The organism is Caulobacter sp. SRI_008 (genome assembly GCF_057586355.1).
Window position 1 is genome coordinate 24379 of the sequence record NZ_JBYCZS010000002.1, and the last position, 20113, is coordinate 44491.

General features: G+C 71.9%; 18 protein-coding genes and 1 riboswitch. Of the genes, 14 read left to right on the plus strand and 4 right to left on the minus strand.

Translation table 11 applies throughout. From position 1 onward, the window contains the following. Positions 1-71 precede the first annotated feature (71 nt). Positions 72-530 carry a DUF805 domain-containing protein gene (locus AC2YHT_RS02195; RefSeq protein ID WP_110120746.1) on the minus strand — a complete coding sequence of 153 codons (459 nt, stop codon included), beginning with the start codon at positions 528-530 and terminating at the stop codon, positions 72-74. A gap of 99 nt (positions 531-629) precedes the next feature. Continuing rightward, positions 630-1118 carry a hypothetical protein gene (locus AC2YHT_RS02200; protein WP_487287964.1) on the minus strand — a complete coding sequence of 163 codons (489 nt, stop codon included), beginning with the start codon at positions 1116-1118 and terminating at the stop codon, positions 630-632. Positions 1119-1187: 69 nt separating this feature from the next. On the opposite strand from AC2YHT_RS02200, the gene AC2YHT_RS02205 reads away from it, so the two are divergent. From AC2YHT_RS02205 to AC2YHT_RS02230, 6 genes are all read left to right on the plus strand, one after another. After that, positions 1188-1820: a phage distal tail protein, Rcc01695 family gene (locus tag AC2YHT_RS02205; RefSeq protein WP_487287965.1), complete on the plus strand. Its 633-nt coding sequence runs from the start codon at positions 1188-1190 to the stop codon at positions 1818-1820. Continuing rightward, entirely contained in the window at positions 1820-2470 is a 651-nt protein-coding gene (locus AC2YHT_RS02210) for a baseplate hub domain-containing protein (RefSeq protein WP_487287966.1), read from the plus strand. The genes AC2YHT_RS02205 and AC2YHT_RS02210 overlap by 1 nt, the downstream gene beginning before the upstream one ends. Next, a complete protein-coding gene (locus AC2YHT_RS02215; RefSeq protein ID WP_487287967.1) occupies positions 2467-2910 on the plus strand; it encodes an NlpC/P60 family protein in 444 nt (147 codons plus the stop codon). The genes AC2YHT_RS02210 and AC2YHT_RS02215 overlap by 4 nt, the downstream gene beginning before the upstream one ends. Then, positions 2910-6677, plus strand: a complete 3768-nt coding sequence (locus AC2YHT_RS02220; RefSeq protein WP_487287968.1) for a baseplate multidomain protein megatron — start codon at positions 2910-2912, stop codon at positions 6675-6677. The genes AC2YHT_RS02215 and AC2YHT_RS02220 overlap by 1 nt, the downstream gene beginning before the upstream one ends. 88 nt (positions 6678-6765) lie before the next feature. Beyond that, entirely contained in the window at positions 6766-7695 is a 930-nt protein-coding gene (locus AC2YHT_RS02225) for a DnaJ C-terminal domain-containing protein (protein ID WP_487287969.1), read from the plus strand. A gap of 123 nt (positions 7696-7818) precedes the next feature. Continuing rightward, a complete protein-coding gene (locus AC2YHT_RS02230) occupies positions 7819-8052 on the plus strand; it encodes a hypothetical protein (RefSeq protein WP_487287970.1) in 234 nt (77 codons plus the stop codon). A gap of 135 nt (positions 8053-8187) precedes the next feature. On the opposite strand, the gene AC2YHT_RS02235 is transcribed toward AC2YHT_RS02230, so the two are convergent. After that, positions 8188-8529: an endonuclease domain-containing protein gene (locus AC2YHT_RS02235; RefSeq protein WP_487287971.1), complete on the minus strand. Its 342-nt coding sequence runs from the start codon at positions 8527-8529 to the stop codon at positions 8188-8190. Positions 8530-8695: 166 nt separating this feature from the next. Then, a complete protein-coding gene (gene metE / locus AC2YHT_RS02240) occupies positions 8696-11029 on the minus strand; it encodes a 5-methyltetrahydropteroyltriglutamate--homocysteine S-methyltransferase (RefSeq protein WP_487287972.1) in 2334 nt (777 codons plus the stop codon). A gap of 114 nt (positions 11030-11143) precedes the next feature. Continuing rightward, positions 11144-11358, minus strand: a riboswitch (cobalamin riboswitch). A 156-nt stretch (positions 11359-11514) separates the two neighbouring features. Between metE and AC2YHT_RS02245 the strand changes: the two genes are divergently transcribed. The 8 genes from AC2YHT_RS02245 (at position 11515) to AC2YHT_RS02280 (ending at position 20013) form a co-directional block, all read left to right on the plus strand. Next, complete coding sequence (locus AC2YHT_RS02245) at positions 11515-11832, plus strand: PepSY domain-containing protein (protein ID WP_110133196.1); 318 nt, start codon at positions 11515-11517, stop codon at positions 11830-11832. A 126-nt stretch (positions 11833-11958) separates the two neighbouring features. Then, the gene (locus AC2YHT_RS02250; protein ID WP_487287973.1) at positions 11959-12636 is read left to right on the plus strand and encodes a response regulator transcription factor; all 678 of its coding nucleotides are present in this window, start codon (positions 11959-11961) and stop codon (positions 12634-12636) included. Between the two features lie 22 nt (positions 12637-12658). Continuing rightward, entirely contained in the window at positions 12659-14050 is a 1392-nt protein-coding gene (locus AC2YHT_RS02255) for a sensor histidine kinase (protein ID WP_487287974.1), read from the plus strand. 173 nt (positions 14051-14223) lie between these two features. Beyond that, entirely contained in the window at positions 14224-15558 is a 1335-nt protein-coding gene (locus AC2YHT_RS02260) for a hypothetical protein (RefSeq protein WP_487287975.1), read from the plus strand. A gap of 312 nt (positions 15559-15870) precedes the next feature. Beyond that, positions 15871-16992 (plus strand): c-type cytochrome biogenesis protein CcmI, encoded by a 1122-nt coding sequence (ccmI, locus tag AC2YHT_RS02265; RefSeq protein WP_487287976.1) that lies wholly within the window; start codon positions 15871-15873, stop codon positions 16990-16992. Then, positions 16989-17483, plus strand: coding sequence for a cytochrome c maturation protein CcmE (gene ccmE, locus AC2YHT_RS02270; RefSeq protein ID WP_487287977.1), 495 nt, complete (start codon positions 16989-16991; stop codon positions 17481-17483). The genes ccmI and ccmE overlap by 4 nt, the downstream gene beginning before the upstream one ends. Further along, a complete protein-coding gene (locus tag AC2YHT_RS02275; protein WP_487287978.1) occupies positions 17480-19462 on the plus strand; it encodes a heme lyase CcmF/NrfE family subunit in 1983 nt (660 codons plus the stop codon). Before ccmE ends, AC2YHT_RS02275 begins: the two co-directional genes overlap by 4 nt. 62 nt (positions 19463-19524) lie before the next feature. Beyond that, positions 19525-20013 (plus strand): cytochrome c-type biogenesis protein, encoded by a 489-nt coding sequence (locus AC2YHT_RS02280; protein ID WP_487287979.1) that lies wholly within the window; start codon positions 19525-19527, stop codon positions 20011-20013. Positions 20014-20113: the final 100 nt, after the last annotated feature.

Below are 20113 nucleotides of genomic sequence, written 5' to 3' on the forward strand. Positions count from 1 at the left end.
GGGAATGACGGGAAGAAAAGGGGAGGGGTCATGCGAAAGGCCCGCCGATCGCTCGGCGGGCCTCGGGATCCTTAGACGGCCAGGGCGTGCAGGGGCGGGTCGCCCCAGCGGTTGTCGCGGGTCTGGCCTTCGGCGCAGCCGACCCAGAGGGTGAAGCCGACCGTGACCAGGAAGCCGAGGACGGCCGCGACGACCATGCCGCCGACGCTGGCCAGGGCGAAGATCTCCGGGTCGCCGCCGCCCAGGGCGATGGCGGCCGAGCCGAACACCAGCCACATCACCGAGCCCATCAGCAGGACGGGACCGAGCAGGATCGGCAGCAGCTGCCACCAGGCGCTCTTGCCCATGTCGTGCAGGCGCTTGGCGTAGATGCAGACGAAACAGAACAGCGTGACCAGCGAGGCGGCCCACCCGATGAGCGGGATCCAGCCGGCGACCACGTTGACGCCCAGCAGCATCAGCCAGGCGATCCAGAACGCCTGACGACCGATGCGGCCGTCGGCGGTGAACATCAGGGTTTTCCAGTCCATGTCTTTTCAGTCTCCCAACCTTGAGGAGGAGACTAGGCCCGGCGGGCTCGCGCATTAAGTGAAATGGGCGTCATGACAAGGGTTTAACCAGCTTGGGGTTTAACCCGGCTGTGCGGCCTTGCCCGGGGTGAAGCCGAGCCAGGCCAGGAAGCCCAGCCAGATCAGGGCCATGGTCGGCAGGGCGATCAGGAAGGGCGTGATGACGGCCATGCCGTCGAGCCCGGCCATCCAGGCGCGGCCGCCGCCCTGCAGGGCGAGGTTGGCCAGCCAGACGGCGATCAGCACCCAGGGGCCGCGGCCCATGTCGCGCAGCCGCTTGAGGCAGAGCACGCCGCTGATCCAGGCCTGGAACAGCATCATCACCGCGCCCGTCCCCCAGACCTCGACGAGGCCGGGCAGGGCGGCGTCGGCGTCCATGTCGCCGAACCAGGGGCCGAGCACCGGGGCGGCGAAGAAGGCCCGCGCGCCGTAGGGCATGGCGGCCAGACCCATGGCCGCGTCGATCGCCGCCAGCAGGAACAGCCCCAGCCAGAAGTCGCGACGGCCGACGGCGCCGCGCGGCGACAGGAGCAGGGCGAGAAGGGGCACGGGTCGGTCTCCGATCAAATGTAAGTAAGTGATCACTCACATTCCATATTCTTGTCAAGGAGGGCTCGCATGAGCGCCTTTCACGAGACGCGCCTGCCGCTGCGCCTGGCCTTCGGCGGGACCAGCGGGATCGAGCGGCGGACCGAGGTGGTCGGCCTGGCGTCCGGCTTCGAGCGGCGGTCGAGCCCCTGGGCGCAGGGGCGGCGGCGGTTCCTGATCGGCACGGCCAGCCGCAGCCTGGACGAGGCGGCCGAGCTGGTGGCGTTCTTCGAGGCGCGGCGGGGGCGGCTGCATGGGTTCCGGTTCCGGGATCCGGCCGACTTCAAGTCGTGCGCGCCGTCGCTGGCGCCGGCGCCTACCGACCAGGCGCTGGGCGTCGGCGATGGGACGCGGACGGCGTTCCAGCTGGTGAAGCTGTACGGCAGCGGCGAGGAGGCGGTGGTCCGCGCGATCGCCAAGCCGCAGGCCGGGTCTGTGCGGGTGGCCGTGGCCGGCGTCGAGCAGGCGGCCGGGGCCTTCGCGGTCGATGCGGCGAGCGGCCTGGTGACCCTGACGGCCGCGCCGGCGGCGGGGGCGACGGTGAGCGCCGGCTTCCTGTTCGACACCCCGGTGCGCTTCGACCTCGACCGGCTGGACGTGACCCTGGAGGGGTTCGGCGCGGCCAGGGTCGGGGCGGTGTCGCTGGCCGAGGTGCGGGTCTGATGCGCGCCGTGCCGGAGGCGCTGGCCCAGCGCATCGAAAGCGGGGCGGCCAGCCTGTGCCACGCCTGGGTGCTGACCCGGGCGGACGGCGTGGTGCTGGGCTTCACCGACCATGACCGGGATCTGGTGGTGGAGGGCGCGACCTGCCGGGCCGCCAGCGGCTGGAGCGCCGGGGCGGTCGAGGACGAGGCGGGTTTCGCGCCGGGCCTGGCGGCGGCGCTGGGGGCGTTCGACGACGCGGCGATCAGGGCGGCGGATGTCGAGGCCGGGCTCTATGACGGGGCGATCGTGGCCTGCCTGCGGGTGGACTGGAGCGCGCCGGATCTGTTCGTCGAGCTGTGGCGGGCGCGGGTAGCGCGGGTGTCGTGGACGGGCGGGGCCTTCACTGCCGAACTGGAGGGGCCGGCGGCGGCGCTGGAGCGGGTGGTCGGGCGGACCTATGCCCGCAGCTGCGACGCCAGCCTGGGCGATGCGCGCTGCGGCGTGGATCTGGCGGCGCATCCCGGCGCGAGCTGCGACCGGCGGTGGGCGACCTGCCGCGCGGTGTTTTCCAACGGCGTCAACTTCCGGGGCTTTCCGACCCTGCCGGGCGAGGATTTCCTGACGCTCTATCCGGTCGAGGGCGACCTCAACGACGGCGGGCGGCGATGAGTGCCCGGGGCTCCATCAGCGAGCGGGTGCTGGCCGAGGCGCGAAGCTGGATCGGCACGCCCTATCAGCATCAGGCCAGCCTGAAGGGCGTCGGCTGCGACTGCCTGGGGCTGGTGCGCGGGGTGTGGCGGGGTCTGGGCGGGGCCGAGATCACGCCGCCGCCCTATCGTCCGGACTGGGCGGAATTGGGCGAGGGCGAGCCGCTGCTGGCGGGGCTGGCGAGCGTGCTGATCCCGCTCGAGCCGACGGCGGCACGGCCCGGCGACGTGCTGGTGTTCCGCATGGCGCGGGGCGCGCCGGCCAAGCACTGCGCGATCCTTTCAGGTGAAGGGACGCGGATGATCCACGCCTATTGGGGCCGGGCCTGCGTCGAGACCTGGCTGGGCGCCTGGTGGCGGCCCCGGCTGGCGGCCGCCTTTTCCTTTCCGGAGCATGTCTGATGGCCCAGATGATCCTGCAGTCGGTCGGCTCGCAGTTCGGCCCGGCCGGGAGCGCCATCGGCGCGACCATCGGGGCGGCGATCGACCAGAGCCTGATCGCTTCCCTGAGCCCGGCCCGGCAGGTCGGGCCGCGGATTTCGGAGCTGAAGCTGACGGCGGCGGCCGAGGGCGCCGCCATGCCGTGCGTGTTCGGCCGCGCGCGGGTGGCGGGCCAGGTGATCTGGGCCGCCAGATTTCGCGAGCATCGCACGACGAGCGGCAGCAAGGCGGGGCGGACGCGGTCGTACGGCTACAGCCTGTCGTTCGCCCTGGCCGTGGGCGAGGGGCCGATCGACGGGATCGGCCGGGTGTGGGCCGACGGCAAGGCGCTGGACATGGACGGGGTGACGATGCGCGTGCATCGCGGAACCGAGGACCAGCTTGCCGACCCGCTGATCGCGGCGGTGGAGGGCGAGGACGCCGCGCCGGCCTTTCGGGGCGTCGCCTATGTGGTGTTCGAGGACCTGATGCTGGACGCCTTCGGCGGGCGGCCGCCGCAGCTGTCGTTCGAGGTGTTCCGCCGGCCGGCGGGCGACGGCACGGCGCTGGAGGACCGTTTGGAAAGCGTCTGCCTGATCCCGGGGGCGGGCGAGTTCGTGCTGGCGACCGACGTGGTGCTGCGGCGCTCGGGCCTGACGCGGACCAGCGCGGAGAACCTCAACAACGCCGAGGGGCGGGCCGACCTGCTGGTGTCGCTGGACCAGCTGCAGGCGCAGCTGCCGAAGGTGAGGTACGTGAACCTGGTGGTGGCCTGGTTCGGGACCGACCTGCGCTGCGGGTCGTGCGAGATCCGGCCGGGCGTGGAGCTGGCCGACAAGCCGACCGAGCCGATGGCCTGGAGCGTAGCGGGCGTCGAGCGGGGCGGGGCGCACCTGATTTCGTCGAGCGACGGCGCCGTCGCCTATGGCGGCACGCCGGCCGACGCGGCGGTGGTGCAGGCGATCGTCGAGCTGAAGCGGCGGGGTCTGGCGGTGACGCTCTATCCGTTCGTGCTGATGGACGTGCCCGCCGGCAATGGTCTCGCTGATCCTTACGGCGGCGCCGAGCAGGCGGCCTATCCGTGGCGGGGGCGGATCACCTGCCATCCTGGGCCGGGACGGCGGGGCACGGCGCACAAGACGGCGGCGGCCGCGATCCAGGTCGGCGCCTTCTTCGACGGGGCCTGGGGCTATGGGCGGTTCGTGCGGCACTACGCGGCCCTGGCGGCGCAGGCCGGCGGGGTGGACGGCTTCCTGATCGGCTCGGAGCTGGTGGGGCTGACGCGGCTGCGGGACGCGACGGGCTTTCCGGCGGTCGGCGCGCTGAAGACGCTGGCGGGGCAGGTGCGGGCGCTGGTCGGGCCGGGGACCAAGGTCGGCTACGCGGCCGACTGGAGCGAGTATTTCGGGGCGCAGCCGGCCGACGGCTCGGGCGACGTGCACTTCCATCTCGACCCGCTGTGGGCCGACGCCAACATCGACTTCGTGGGGATCGACTACTATCCGCCGATCACCGACTGGCGGGACGGGGAGGGGCATCTGGACGCCCTCGCCGGCTGGGGCGGGCCGCATGACGGGGCCTATCTGCGCCACGGGCTGACGGGCGGCGAGGGTTTCGACTGGTTCTATGCCTCGGACGCGGCGCGGGCGGCGCAGGCGCGCACGTTGATCACCGACGGGGCGCATGGCGAGCCGTGGGTGTTCCGGCCCAAGGACCTCTTGAGTTGGTGGAGCCATCCGCATCACGACCGGCCGCTGGGCGTGCGCTCGCCTGCGCCCACGGCCTGGGTTCCGATGTCCAAGCCGATCCGGCTGATCGAGTTCGGCTGCGGGGCGGTGGATAAGGGCGCCAACGCCCCGAACCTGTTCGTCGACGCCAAGAGCGCCGAGAGCGCCCTGCCGCCGTTCTCGGACGGCACGCGCGACGAACTGGGCCAGCGGCGGGCGCTGGAGGCGGTGCTGGGCTGGATCGCCGAGCCGGCGGCCAATCCGCTGTCGCCGGTCTATGGCGGGCCGATGATCGAGCAGGCGTCGGCCTGGTGCTGGGACGCGCGGCCGTTCCCGGACTTTCCCGCGAGGTCGGGCGTGTGGGCCGATGCGGGCAACTGGAGCCTGGGCCACTGGCTGAATGGCCGGGCCGGATCGATGGGCGTGGGTGAACTGGCTCTGGCGGTGGCGGCGCGGGGCGGGGTGGAGATCGATCCCGGCGAGGCCTCGGGCCTGGTGGCCGGCTATGTGATCGAGCGGCCGATGCGCCTGCGCGACGCCCTGGCGCCGCTGACCGAGGCCTTCGGGCTGGACGTGGCGGAGCGCGGCGCGGGCGTGCGGCTGGTGTCGCGCTCGGGGCCGGCGGCGGGGATGCTGGCGGACGACGACCTGGCCTGGCCGGAGGATCGCGAGGCGGCGCAGAGCGCGGCGCGGATCCTGGAGGCGGCGGCGGGCGCGGTGCGGCTGCGGTTCGTGGACCTGGCGCGCGACTATCAGGCAGGGGCGCTGATCGTGCGGCGTGACGGGCTCAGTGAGGGAGGGGGCGAGACCCTGGATGTCGACGCGCCCTTGGTGCTGACGGCGGCCGAGGCGGCGGTGGTCGCCGGGCGACGGCTGGACGCCGAAGCGGCCGTGCGGCGCGAGCGGATCGTGCACCTGTCGCCGCTGGCCGTCCTGCGCTGGCGGGCCGGGGATCGGCTGGCGCTGGACGGCGAGGCCTGGCGCGCAGCGCGGGTGGACCTGGACGAGCGGCCCAGGGCGCGTCTGCTGCCGGTCCTGCCCGAGCCGGGCGCGGCGGGAGCGATCGACTGGAGCCCCGCGCCGGCCGCGTCGGTGACCGGGCCGCCGGCCCTGGTGGTGCTGGACCTGCCGCCGCTGCCGGGGGCGGAGGACGACGCGCGGCCGCTGGTGGCGGTGTCGGCCCAGCCCTGGCGGGCTTTCGACGTGCATGCCGGCGTGGCGGTGGACGCGCTGCGCGTGCGGGCCAATGCGAGCGCGCCGGCGATGGTGGGTGTGACCTTGTCGGACCTGCCGGCCGGTCCGCGCCATCGCTTCGACCGGGGAACGCGGCTGGTCGTACGGCTGGAGGGCGGCGTTCCGCAAAGCCGCAGTCGGGCGGCGGTGCTGGCCGGCGAGAACCTGCTGGCGGTGCGCTCGCAAGCCATTGGGGGCGAGGGCTGGGAGCTCTTGCAGTTCCTGACCGCCGAGGCGGTGGGGAGCGAGGTCTTCGCCCTGGGCGGCCTGCTGCGCGGGCAGGGCGGCTCGGACGTGGCGGATCTCGTTCCGGCGGGCGCCGAGGTGGTGCTGGTCGATGAGGCGCTAGTCCGCGCCGAGCTGGCTCTGGCCGAGCGGGGGCTGCCGCTGGTCTGGCGGGCGGCGCCGGCCGGTGGTCCGGCGGCGGGGACGGCGATGGCGCAGGTGGCGGCGACCTGGCGGGGGCTGGCCCTGCGGCCGTGGTCGCCGGCGCACCTGAAAGCCAGGACGGTGGGCGGCGATGTGCGGCTGTCGTGGATCGCCCGCGCGCGGACCGGCGGCGACAGCTGGGAGGCCGAGGTTCCGGCCGGCGAGGCGCTGTGGCGGGTGGAGATCCTGGACGGCGAGACCGTGGTGCGGACGGCCGATGTCGAGGCGGCGGGCTTCGTCTGGACGGCGGCGATGCGGGCGGCGGATCTGCCGTCAGGACCGTCCGGCGCCCTGTCTGCGCGGGTGCGGCAGGGCTCGGTGAGCTGGGGCTGGGGCGCGCCTGCGGCAACGGGTCTGTGATATTAATGCAACATTTGGCTTGCGCCCGGCGCGGAACGGCCTAAGTGAGGGGCTTCGGCTTTTATCCCTAGTCCTTCGAGGGCCTTCCTTGGCGCGCGACCCCTATCTGGAGCTTGGTGTTTCCCGCGGCGCGAGCGCCGATGAGATCCGCAAGGCGTTCCGCAAGCTGGCCAAGCAGTATCACCCCGACACCAACCCGGGGGACAAGAAGGCCGAAGACAAGTTCAAGCTGGTCAGCGCCGCCTTCGACATCCTCGGCGACGCCGAGAAGAAGAAGAAGTTCGACGCCGGCGAGATCGACGCCGACGGGCGCGAGACCATGCGCGGCTTCGGCGGGGCGGGCGGCAATCCGTTCGGCGGCGGCGGCTTCAACCGGGGCGGCGGCTTCGGTCGCGGCGGCGAGGGGCCCGAAGTCGACCTCAACGACCTGTTCGGCGACATCCTGGGCCGCAATCGCGGCGGCGGCGGCGGCGGTGGTTTCGGCGGCGGCTTCTCGGCCAAGGGCGCGGACGTGCGCGCCAAGCTCGAGATCGACCTGGAAGAGGCGATCAAGGGCGGCAAGAAGCGCGTGGCCTTCTCCGATGGCCGCACCATCGACGTGACCATCCCGACCGGCGCCCAGGAAGGCCAGACGCTTCGCCTGAAGGGGCAAGGCAGCCCGGGGCGCGGCGGTCCGGGCGACGCCTTGATCGAACTGGCGGTCAAGCCCCACCCGATCTACCGCAAGGAAGGCGAGCACCTGGTCATGGACCTGCCCGTCTCGATCCCCGACGCGGTGCTGGGCGGCAAGGTCGAGGCCCCGACGCCCGACGGCCCGGTGAACGTCACCGTGCCCAAGGGCGCCAACAGCGGTTCGAAGCTGCGGCTGAAGGGCCGGGGCCTGTCGGACGCCAAGGGCGTGCGCGGCGACCTCTACGCCCGGCTCATCGTCACCCTGCCCGAGACGATCGACGAGGACCTGGAGAAGTTCGCCCAGGCCTGGCGGGACCAGAAGCCGTATACGCCGAAGCGGCGGTAGGCCCTGGATCGCTACAGCTATCCCGCGGACCTGCGCGCGACCATCCTGCGCGCCTGGCGGCCCCGTGCGCTGCTGTGGTGTTTCCGTGCGTCGCACGGGCTGGACCGCCGGCGGCCTCATACGGTGGAGGTGCGCCTCGACCTGCCGGCCGGCGTGATCGCGGCGCTGACGGAGGTTCGGGGCTGGCGGATCGCCCGCGCCGATATCGAGCGCGAGATGCTGTTCCTGCGGCGCGAGCAACCCCTGACCAACCGCGCCCTGCGGCTGATGTTCCGCGAGGCGCTGGTGCTGGCGGATGCGCACGGCGGGCGGCTGCATTCCTGGATGCACGCGCCGGGGCTGACCGAGTGGGAGTGAGCGTTCTCGCCTTCTCTCACCAGTCGTCGGTGAAGGGCGGCCTCTCGGCCCGTTGCGGACATCTATCGCGAACCAAACCCTCTCTCTTAGAGAGAGGGAGGGGCCCGCCGCCGCAGGCGGTGGGAGGGTGAGTGGTTACGGTCTGGCCGATCGGAGCGCGGCCAGGATGTCGTTGGTTGTCCCGCCGGGATCGGCCAGAACTTGCTCGTTGCGGAATCTCAAGACCACATATCCCAGTCGTTCCAGCGTATCGGTGCGATGGTCGTCATAGACCTCACGACCGTCATGCGCGGCGCCGTCGAGCTCCACGACTAGCTTGCCCGACTCGCAGACGAAGTCCGCGAAATAGCGGTCGATCGCAATCTGCCGCATGAACTTGAAGCCGGCGAGGCGGCGGTTCCGGACGAGCGCCCATAGCGTCTTCTCCGCCAAGGTCTGGCTTTGGCGAAGGCTGCGGGCGTAGGCGGTCCTGTCCATGCAAAAGCATGAGAGCGGCTTTCCCTCGGTCTCAAGCAGAGGAATTGGGATTTTCCTGTAGGCGGCGAAACCACTCACCCTCCCACCGCTTCGCGGCGGGCCCCTCCCTCTCTCTAAGAGAGAGGGTTTGGTTGGGGGCGCACCGGTTTGGCGCGCCCCTTGTCGGTCAGGCGTCGAGCGCTGCCCGCGCCGCTTTCGCCGCCGCGACCATGTTGGCGAGCGCCGGCTCCACTTCTTCCCAGCGCCGGGTCTTCAGGCCGCAGTCGGGGTTGACCCAGAGCTGAGACGACGAAAGGCGCTGGCCGGCTTTTTCCAGCAAGTCGAGCATCTCGGCGGCCGCGGGGCTGCGGGGGGCGTGGATGTCGTAGACGCCGGGGCCGATCTGGGCCGGGTAGGCGTAGGCCTCGAAGGCGTCGAGCAGTTCCATCTTCGAGCGGGCGGTCTCGATGGAGATGACGTCGGCGTCCATGGCGCCGATGGCGGCGATGATGTCGTTGAACTCCGAATAGCACATGTGGGTGTGGACCTGGGTCTGGGGCTCCACGCCCGAGGCGGCGATGCGGAAGGCCTCGACGGCCCAGGCGAGGTAGGCGTCCCAGTCGCCGCGGCGAAGCGGCAGGCCCTCGCGCAGGGCGGCCTCGTCGATCTGGATGATCTTCGCGCCGGCGGCTTCGAGGTCGACGACCTCGTCGCGGACGGCGAGAGCGATCTGGCGGCAGGTCTCAGAGCGCGGGATGTCGTCGCGGACGAACGACCACTGGAGGATGGTGACCGGGCCGGTCAGCATGCCCTTCATCGGGCGGGCGGTGAGGCCTTGCGCGTAGGCCCACCACTCGACCGTCATGGGCGCGGGGCGCGAGACGTCGCCGTAGAGGATCGGCGGGCGCACGCAGCGCGAGCCGTAGGACTGGACCCAGGCGTGCTTGGTGAAGGTGAAGCCGGTCAGGCGCTCGCCGAAATACTGCACCATGTCGTTGCGTTCGAACTCGCCGTGGACCAGCACGTCGAGGCCGATCTCCTGCTGCCAGGCCACCGCGCGGGCGGTCTCGGCGCGCAGGAAGGCCTGGTAGTCGGCGTCGGGCAACTGGCCCTTGGCGTGGGCGGCGCGGGCCTGGCGGACGGCGGCGGTCTGCGGGAACGAGCCGATGGTGGTGGTCGGCAGGGGCGGCAGGGAGAGCCTGGCCTGCTGCAGGGCGATGCGCTCGGCGAAGGGCGTGGCGCGGGCGGCGTCGGCCGGGGTCAGCGCGGCGGCGCGGGCCTGGACGGCGACGTCGTGGATCAGCGGCGAGGTCTTGCGCGAGGCGACGGCGGCGCTGGAGGCGGCGAGCTGGTCGCGGACGGCGGCGCGGCCCTGGTTGAGGGCCTTGGCCAGGACGGCCAGCTCCTCCAGCTTCTGGACGGCGAAGGCCAGCCACTGGCTGATTTGCGGGTCGAGGCTGGTCTCGATCGAGAGGTCGAGCGGGGTGTGCAGCAGCGAGCAGGACGGGGCCAGGATCACGCGGTCGGGGCCGCGGGCGGAGACGACGGGCTCGACGCGGTCGAGGATGGCCTCAAGGTCGGCGCGCCAGACGTTGCGGCCGTCGATGACGCCCAGCGACAGGACGAGGCTGTCGCGGGCCAGGGCCAGGGCGGCGTCGAGGTCGCCCGGGGCGCGGACGAGATCCAGGTGCAGGCCTTCGACCGGCAGGTTGGCGGCGGTGGCGAGGTTGTCGCCATAGGTCCCGAAATAGCTGGCGAGAAGGATGCTGATGCGCGGGGCGGCGTGGGTCAGGGCGCCGTAGGCGCGGCGGATCTCGGCGCGCTCGAAGTCGGTGAGGTCGAGCGCCAGGCAGGGCTCGTCGATCTGCACCCAGTCGGCGCCGGCGGCGGCCAGGCGCTGGAGCAGCTCGGCATAGACCGGCAGCAGGGCGCTGAGCAGCGACAGCGGCTGGAAGTGGCGGTCCTTGGTCTTGGCCAGCTTCAGGAAGGTGACGGGGCCGAGGATGACCGGGCGGGTGTGGACGCCTTGCGCCTTGGCCTCGAGGAAGGCGTCGATGATCTTGGTCGAGGCCAGGGTGAAGGCCTGGTCGGGGGCCAGTTCAGGCGCGAGGTAGTGGTAGTTGGTGTCGAACCACTTGGTCATCTCGAGCGCCGGCAGGCCGGTCGCCGTCTGGTGCGAACAGCCGTGGCCGCAGGTTTCCGGCTCGCCTTGCGTCCCGCGCGCCATGGCGAAGTAGAGCTGCAGATCGACCGGGCCGCCGGTCCAGCCGTAGGCGGCGGGGATCGCGCCGACCATGACGGCGGTGTCGAGCACGTGGTCGTAGAGCGAGAAGTCGCCGCTGGGGACGTGGTCGACGCCGAGATCGGCCTGGCGGCGCCAGGCGAGCGCACGCAGGGCGGAGGCTTCGGTCTGGAGCCCTTCGGCGTCGAGGCGGCCGGCCCAGTGGGCTTCGAGGGCGGTCTTCAGGCGGCGCTGCGGGCCGATGCGGGGAAAGCCGAGGGCGGCGACGGTGACGGTCATTTCTTAGCCTCTGTCTCGATGGTGACGGAGGCTGGACGGGGCGCAGGCATAGGCGCGCGAACGGGCTGGCCGACCCGCGCCTGGAGCTAGCGACCAGACCGGGCACCCCGCCGGAGGACGTTATCTGTCGAGGCAGGTCTCCTGGCTCGCGGGTCGACGCCGCCGTCCTGGCCTTCCCGATGCGCCACCGAGTCGAGTTCGGCGCATCAGTGACACGTATCGGACGGCCGCTCGCCGCTTACAGTTGCGGGGGCAGCGCCGGTTTCACACCGGCTTCCCTCTTAGCTTTGGACGCAAAACGTCCGCAGACCACGACCCGCTTATCAAGCCTGGGTCGGCTGGCGTTGTCAATAAGGACATAAAGATATCTTTATGTGATTTCAGATTGTGGTCGAGCGGGGCTTGGCCCGTGACAGGACGTCGCACACCGTTCATAAACCCCGCGTTCAGTCTCCATTCAGCCGTGCTCCTCTAAACCGGACGACATGAAGCCGATCCGCGCCATACTCGCCGCAGCCGCCATCGTCGCCGCCCTCCCGGGCGCGGCTCTGGCCCAGCGCGGCCCGGACTCGCTGGGCGCCGACTGGCGCGCCCGGCAGGACCAGGCGCGTGGCGGCGTGCAGTCGGGCCGCCTGGTGCCGCTGAGCGCGGTCATCGACAGCATCGCCCGCCGCACCCCCGGCCGCCTGCTCGACGCAGGGCTGGAAGGTCGCAACTACCGCATCCGCTGGGCGACCACGGACGGCCGCCGCATCGACTTCATCGTCGACGCCGAGAGCGGCCGGATCCTCAGCGGCGGGTAGAGCGTGACGGCTGAGACCATGAGCGATTTCGGCGTTCGTCGCGCTCTACCTTTTGATTGCGAGCCTGTTTATCCGTTTCGGACGGGACCGTCCGAACCGGACAGGCTCTAGGGAGTTCCCCGAGACATGCGCATCCTGCTCGTCGAAGACGATCCCGACCTGTCGCGCCAGCTGAAGCTGGCCCTCTCCGACGCGGGCTACGCCGTCGACCACGCCGCCGACGGCGAGGAAGCCCAGTTCCTGGGCGAGACCGAGCCCTATGACGCGGTGATCCTGGACCTCGGTTTGCCCAAGGTGGACGGGGTGTCGGTTCTGGAGCGCTGGCGGCGCGGCAATGTCGCAACGCCCGTGCTGATCCTGACCGCCCGCGGCGCCTGGAGCGAGAAGGTCGCCGGCTTCGACGCCGGGGCCGACGACTACCTGACCAAGCCCTTCCACACCGAGGAACTGCTGGCGCGCCTGCGGGCGCTGCTGCGGCGCTCGGCCGGCCACGCCGCGCCGAGCCTGACCTGCGGCGGCCTGCGCCTGGATCCGCGCGCGGCGCGGGCCAGCGTCAACGGCGAGCCGCTGCGCCTGACCTCGCTGGAATACCGCCTGTTGCACTACATGATGATGCACCAGGGCCGGGTGATCGGCCGCACCGAGCTGGTCGAGCACCTGTACGACCAGGACTTCGACCGCGACAGCAACACCATCGAGGTGTTCATCGGCCGGCTGCGCAAGAAGCTGGGCGCCGACCGCATCGAGACGGTGCGCGGCCTCGGCTACCGCCTGATCCCGCTGGAAGGCGAGACCGCGGGGTGATCGCGCGCGGGGGCGAGGCTTGATGCTCGACTTCCGCAAGCGCTCGCTCGTCCGGCGGCTGGTGCTGCTGGCGGCGATCTGGACGCTGTTCGTGCTGCTGGCGGCCGGGGCCTTCCTGACCGCCCAGTTCCGCGACGCGGCCATCCGCCGCTTCGACCAGTCGCTGGCGGTGCTGACCGACGACCTCTATGCCGGCTCGACGGTGGAGGACGGGGTGGTCAAGGCGCCGTTCCTGACCGACATCCGCGCCACCCGGGCCTATTCCGGCCGCTACTGGGCGATCTTCGCCCAGAAGAGCGGCGGCGGGCTCTCGGCGATCGAGCGCTCGCGCTCGCTGTTCGACAGCGATCTGATGCTGTCCACCGCCCAGATCGACCGGCTGACGGCCGATCCGGGCAAGACCCTCTATTTCGACATGCGCGGGCCGCAGGACAAGCCGCTGCGGGCGGCGGCGATCCTGACGCGGCTGCCGGGGCATCCGGCGCCCGTGGTGTTCATCGCCGCCGAGGACCGATCCCCGATCGACGACGACGCCGACCGCTTCGGCCGGATCACGGCCTTCGCCCTGCTGCTGCTGGGCGTGGGCCTGATCGTGGCCATCGTCTTTCAGGTGCGGTTCGGCCTGCAGCCGATCTTCCGCCTGCGCCGCGAGATCGCCGGGGTGCGCAGCGGCAAGGCCGAGCGGCTGGTCGGACCCTATCCGGAGGAGCTGGAGCCGCTGGCCGGCGAGCTGAACGGCCTGCTGGCCCACAACCAGGAAGTCGTCGAGCGCCAGCGCACCCATGTCGGCAACCTGGCCCACGCCCTGAAGACGCCGCTGTCGGTGATGCTGACCGAGGCCAGCCAGCAGGGCGGCGCGCTGGCCGAGGTAGTCGAGCGCCAGGCCCAGACCATGCGCGAGCAGGTCGACCACCATCTGCGCCGGGCGCGGGCGGCGGCGCGTTCGCAGACCAGCGGCGAGCGCACGCCGGTGGAGCCGATCCTCGACGAACTGGCCGTGACCCTGGAGCGGATCTTCCAGGACAAGAACGACGGGCGGGGCGTGGAGATCGACTGGCGCTGTCCGGAAGACCTGTGCTTCCAGGGCGAGCGGCAGGACTTCATGGAACTGGCCGGCAACGTCATGGAGAACGCCGGCAAGTGGTCGAAGGCCCGCATCCGCGCCGAGGCCAAGGCGGACGGCGAGGGGCGCATGCTGCTGACCGTCGACGACGACGGCCCGGGCATTCCGGCCGAGCAGCGGGCCCAGGCGTTGAAGCGCGGCCAGCGGATGGACGAGCACACGCCGGGCACCGGGCTTGGCCTGTCGATCGTCGATGAACTGGCGCGGGCCTATGGCGGCTCGGTGACCCTGGACGATTCGCCGCTGGGCGGCCTGCGGGTGGTGCTGTCGCTGCCGCGCGCGGAGGGTTAACGCTACCGCGCGCCACTCTGGCGATAGCGCGCTGTCGTCAAGGTGGAGCTTTCGGCGCCGCGACACTTCGCCTTGCCTTGCGTCATTGAAAAAGCAGCGGTTTCGGAAAGTCTTAACCTCGTTGGCAACATGGTTGACGCTGCCTGGACATGTCCCGTCCCCGGCGGAGATCGATGCCCGCAATCGCCGCGCACAAACTGCAGATCATCCGGACGCTGGTCGAGACCGCGCCCGATGCGGCTCTGCGCAGTCTCGAGCTCGCCCTGGCCAACGCCGGCGGGCAGGGGGCGCTGGCGACCGTGCGGGCCATGGTCGAGGACGAGACCGCCGATCGCTACGTCCGCAACACCATTCTTTCCCCCATCGCGCCGCTGTGCCAGCCGCGCGCCGAGGACCTGCCGCAGTTCCCGCGCCGGGCCCTGGCCCTGCTGTGGAAGGCGCTGAAGGTCGAGGCCCCGCGCCAGGTGGCCGAGGGCGCGGCGCGCTGCAATCCCTGGGATCTCGACAACGGCGCGCCCGATGTCTTCAACGAGCTGTGCAAGATCGCCGCCCGCGGCCTGCGCGCGGCCGAACGGCCTGAGTACGAAGCGATCGCCCAGATCTGCGACGCCGACGAGTTGGCCGACTATCTCGACCTGTCGGTGATCGTCCGCAACGCCCTGCCGCGACTGTCGGAGTGGGTCAGCCGGATGAGCGGCGAGCGCGCGGCGGCCGCGCGCCTGGCCTATCGCGACGCCTGCGCGATCAGCGACGACGCCGGTCCGCGGATGTTCGAGATGCTGGCGGCGCACCTGCCCGAGCCCTGGCGGATCCTGCGGGTGATCTCGGCGGTGATGGACCGTCCCAACGACCGCTACCTGGCCTCGTCGGAGGTCAAGGAATTCGGCGAGCGGATGCTGGCCGACATCGAGGCCAGCATCGAGCACGTGCGCGGCTTCGACCTGGAGGGCGGCGAGGCCTCGGGCCGTTCGGCGGCGGCCTCGGCCCAGCGCATCGCCCACCAGCTGACCGAGTTCGAACAGGCGGTCGACGTGGCCAAGGACGGCCCGTGGGGCAAGCGCCTGGCCAAGTTCAAGCAGGCGGCGGCCCAGGCGGCCGAGACGCGGATGAACGCCGCCGACAAGGAGCTGGGCCTGGCCTTGCCGCTGCGGCCGATCTCGATGATGGGCAAGATGGGCGGCGGCAAGGGCGTGCCGAAGCTGGAAGAGGCGCCGGACGCGGTCCTGGTGCGCCGCGCCGCCTCGGCCCTGGCCTTCGTCGAGGACCTGCGGCCTTGCGCGGCCCAGGCCGGCTACGGCTCGACCCGCGCCAAGGTGCTGGAGAAGCTGAACCAGCGGCTGGACCAGTACATCGAGGACAGCCTGCACGTGGCCCGCACCGGCGAGGGCGGCGACCCGCAGGTGGCCCGCGCCTATCTCGAGATCGCGGCCGCCTACATCGCCCACACCCGCGACGAGAAGACCGCCGAGATCGTCCGCCGCCGGGCCGTCGCGGCGATGGCGGCGTAGGGGCGGACGGCAGTCTTCACCGCCGAAATCCGCCGTTTGAAATCTGCGGGTTGGATACCCCCTCCGATCGCCTTCCTGGGCCTCGTGCCCAGGATCCATCGTTCAGCCGCTCAGACCTTTCGAGGCTGGTCGAGGTTTGAGCGGTCGCCGGCATGGGCCCTCGCCACAGGGGCGAGGGAGGCGACTTTGGGGGCGCGGTGGGACATTGCGCCTCGGGCGCTGATCCGGGACCTGGCGGACGCCGCGACGCAATCTGGGCCTTAAGTGTTTTTTTCACTGACGCGCGGATCGATCTGCGGCTAACAGCGAACCATGATCGGTTTCTGGATCGCCGCCGCGGGTCTGTCCGCCGCCGCCGCCGCCCTGGTGCTGCGGGGCGCAGCGCACGGGCTCGCGCCCGTCGGGGACGACCCGGCCCTGGCCGTCCATCGCCGGCAGCTTTCCGAGATCGACGACCTGGCCGAGCGCGGCCTGCTGGCCGACAGCGAGCTGAAGGCCGCCCGCGCCGAGGCCGGCCGCCGGCTGCTGGCCGCCGCCGACCAGGGCGCGGCCGACTGGCCCCAGGACGGGAAAGGTCCGCGCCGCGCGGTGGTGGCCGTCGCGGCGATCGCCGCCCTGCTGGCCGTGGTGGTCTATGTGCTGGTGGGCGCGCCAGGCGCGGCCGACCAGCCTTTCGCCCGCCGGGTGGCCGAGTGGAAGTCGACCGACCCGTCGATGCTCGACCCGCCGCGCATCGCCGCTGTGCTGGAGCAGGCGGCCAAGACCCGGCCCAACGATCCCGAGCTCTATCGCAACCTCGCCCTGGTGCGCATCGCCGGCGGCGACGCCGTCGGGGCCGGCGAGGCCCTGCGCCGCGCCGTGCGCCTGGCCCCGCAGCGGGCCGACCTGTGGACCGCCCTGGGCGAGACCTTCGTGGCCGGCGACAACGGCCAGGTCGGCCCTGACGCCCGCATGGCGTTCAGCGAAGCGCTGAAGCGCGACCCGAGCGACCTTTCCGCCCGCTATCACCTGTCCAAGGCCCTGATCGCCGATGGCAGGCTGGACGAGGGCCTGGCCGGCTGGCGGGCGCTGCTGGCCTCGCTGCCGCCGGCCGACGAGCGCCGCGCGATCCTGGCCGGCGAGATCGACCGCACGGCCAAGGCCGGCCGGCTGGTCGAGCCGAATTCGCAGGCGGCCCAGGCGGCCGCCGACGGCGGCGTCACCCCCGAGATGATCCAGGGCATGGTCGACAGCCTGGCCGCCAAGCTGGCCGCCGATCCCGACAACGCCGACGGCTGGGTGCGGCTGGTCCGCGCCTATGGCGTGCTGGGCGACGTCGCCCGTCGCGACGCGGCCCTGAAGACCGCCTCCGAGCGCTTCAAGGACCAGCCGCGCGTGCTGGCCGCCCTGCGCCAGGCCGCCGATGCGCCCGCCGCCACCTCGGTTCCCCGATGAGCTTCCTGCCCAAGTCCCGCAAGGCGCGCCGGCGCCTGACCATCCTGCTGGCGATCGCGCCGGTCGCCGCCCTGGCGGCGGGCCTGGCCCTGTACGGCATGCGGGACTCGATCTCGCTGTTCTACACCCCGGCCCAGGCCCACGAGGCCCACGTGCCTGCCGGCCGCAAGGTGCAGCTGGGCGGGCTGGTCCAGGCCGGCAGCGTGGTCAAGCACCCGGACGGCCTGGTGGAGTTCGTCGTCGCCGACCAGAAGGCGACCAGCAAGGTGCGCTATCAGGGCGACCTGCCCGACCTGTTCCGCGAGGGGCAGGGGATCGTCGCCTCCGGATCGTTCGACGAGGGCGGCGTCTTCGTCGCCAAGCAGGTGCTGGCCAAGCACGACGAGCGCTACATGCCGCGCGAGGTGGCCAAGGCCATCAAGGAGCAGGGCGAGTGGCGCGGCGAGGGCGCGGCTCCGCCGTCCTACGGTGAGGGAAAGACCGCCCGATGATCGTCGAGTTCGGCGCGTTCGCCCTGGTCCTGGCCCTGGTGCTGTCAGTCGCCCAGAGCGGCCTTTCCGCCGTCGGGGCGCTGCGGCGGTCGGGCGCGCTGGCGGGGGCGGGACGCGGCGCGGCCGTGGCGACCTTCGCGGCCCTGGCCTGCGCCTTCGCCGCCCTGATCTACGCCTTCGTGACCTCCGACTTCTCGGTGGCCAACGTCGCGGCCAACTCCCACACCGCCAAGCCGCTGCTCTACAAGGTGGCCGGCGCCTGGGGCAGCCACGAGGGCTCGATGCTGCTGTGGTGCCTGGTGCTGACCGGCTACGGCGCGGCCATGGCGGTGTTCGGCGAGCGTCTGCCGCCGCGCCTGCGGGCCTGGGCCATCGCGGTGCAGGGCGCGCTGGGCGTGCTGTTCCTGGCCTACACCGTCTTCGCCTCGAACCCGATGACCCGCCTGCCGGACCCGCCGGTGGAGGGGCGCTCGCTCAATCCGCTGCTGCAGGACTGGGCCTTGGCCGTGCATCCGCCGTTCCTCTATTCGGGTTATGTCGGCTTTTCGGTGGTGTTCTCGCTGGCGATCGCCGCCCTGATCGAGGGCAAGGTCGACGCGGCCTTCGCCCGCTGGGTGCGGCCCTGGACCCTGGCGGCCTGGAGCCTGCTGACCGTCGGCATCACGCTCGGCGCCTTCTGGGCCTATTACGAGCTGGGCTGGGGCGGTTGGTGGTTCTGGGATCCGGTCGAGAACGCCAGCTTCATGCCCTGGCTGATCGGCGCCGCCCTGCTGCACTCGGCCATCGTGCTGGAGAAGCGCGGCGCGCTGCCGGGCTGGACGGTGTTCCTGGCCCTGGCGGCCTTCGGCTTCTCGATGCTGGGGGCGTTCCTGGTGCGCTCGGGCGTGCTGACCAGCGTCCACGCCTTCGCCGTCGACCCGACGCGGGGCGTGCTGCTGCTGTCGATCATGGGGATCGCGGCCGGCTTCGGCTTCGTGCTGTTCGCCATCCGCGCGCCGAGCCTGAACGCCGGCGGCCTGTTCGCGCCGGTCAGCCGCGAGAGCGCCATCGTGCTGAACAACATCATCCTGTCGGCGGCGACGGCGACGGTGCTGCTGGGCACGCTCTATCCGCTGATCCGCGAGGCGCTGGACGGCGAGGCCGTCTCGGTCGGGCCGCCGTTCTTCAACCTGACCTTCACGCCGCTGCTGGTGCTGGCCCTGGCCATACTGCCGGCCGGGCCGCTGCTGGCCTGGAAGCGCGGCGACGCGCGGCTGGTGGTGCGGCGGCTGTGGCTGGCGCTGGTCATCGCCGCGGTGCTGGGTCTGGCCGCCTACGCCCTGGTCACGCCGCGCAAGGCGCTGGCGAGCCTGGGCCTGGTGCTGGGCTTCTGGCTGATCGGCGGCGCGCTGGTCGAACTGGCCGAGCGGGTGAAGGCCTTCCGCGCGCCCTGGGCCGAGGTGCGCCGGCGCCTCTCGGGCCTGCCGCGCGGGGCCTGGGGCATGACCATCGCCCATGCCGGCCTTGGCCTCTTCGCGCTGGGCGCCAGCTTCGAGACCGCCTGGCGGGTCGAGAGCGCCCAGGCCCTGGGCGTCGGCGGCAAGATCGAGCTGGGCGCCTATGTGCTGACCCTGACCGACGTCGGCACGCTGGACGGTCCCAACTACCTGGCCGAGCGCGGCGTGGTGCGGATCGAGAAGAAGACGGGTGGTTTCGTCTGCACGGCCGAACCCGAGCGGCGGTTCTTCCCGGTCGGCGGCCAGACGACTTCGGAGGTGGCGCTGTGCCCGCGCGGCCTGGACGACCTCTACGTGGTCATCGGCGAGCGCCGGGCGGGTCCGGCGGGCGAGCCGGCCTGGCTGGTGCGGGCCTATGTCAATCCGTGGGTGCGGCTGATCTTCCTGGGACCGCTGATCATGGCCCTGGGCGGGGCGGTGTCGCTGTCGGACCGTCGGCTGCGGCTGGGTGTCGGACGGAAGGCCAAGGGAGCTGAAGCGTGAGCGCTGACCCCCTCCGGCCCTTCGGGCCACCTCCCCCAGGGGGGGAGGATCTGGGCGCCAAGATGCTCCCCCGCTGGGGGAGCTGGCGGCGAAGCCGACTGAGGGGGATCGCGGTAGCGATCGCCGCCGTCGCCTGCATGGCCGCGGCCTCCGACCCGTCCGAGCGGCTGGCCGATCCGGGGCAGGAGGCCAGGGCGCGCGAAATCTTCAAGCAGGTGCGCTGCCTGGTCTGCCAGAACGAGTCGATCGACGATTCCGAGGCGGACCTGGCCCGCGACCTGCGGGTGCTGGTGCGCGACCAAGTGAAGCAGGGCCGGAGCGACGGCGAGATCCGTGCGTTCCTGACGGAGCGCTACGGCGAGTTCGTGCTGCTGAAGCCGCCGTTCTCGCCCGGCAACGCCGTGCTGTGGCTGACGCCGCTGGCGGTTCTGCTGGCCGGCGGCGGGCTGATGGTCGCGCTGCTGCGACGCCGGCGGGAGGCGGAGGCGCCGCCCGAGACGCTGTCGCCCGAGGAGGAAGCGCGGCTGCGCGGTCTGCTCGGGAAGGAATGACACGATTGCGCCGCGATGACGCCGCAAGAAGCGCCGCGTGGGTGAAGGAAAGATAATCCTGGAACCGTTGCACGAATTGCTGGTGCGACTAGGTTCTGTT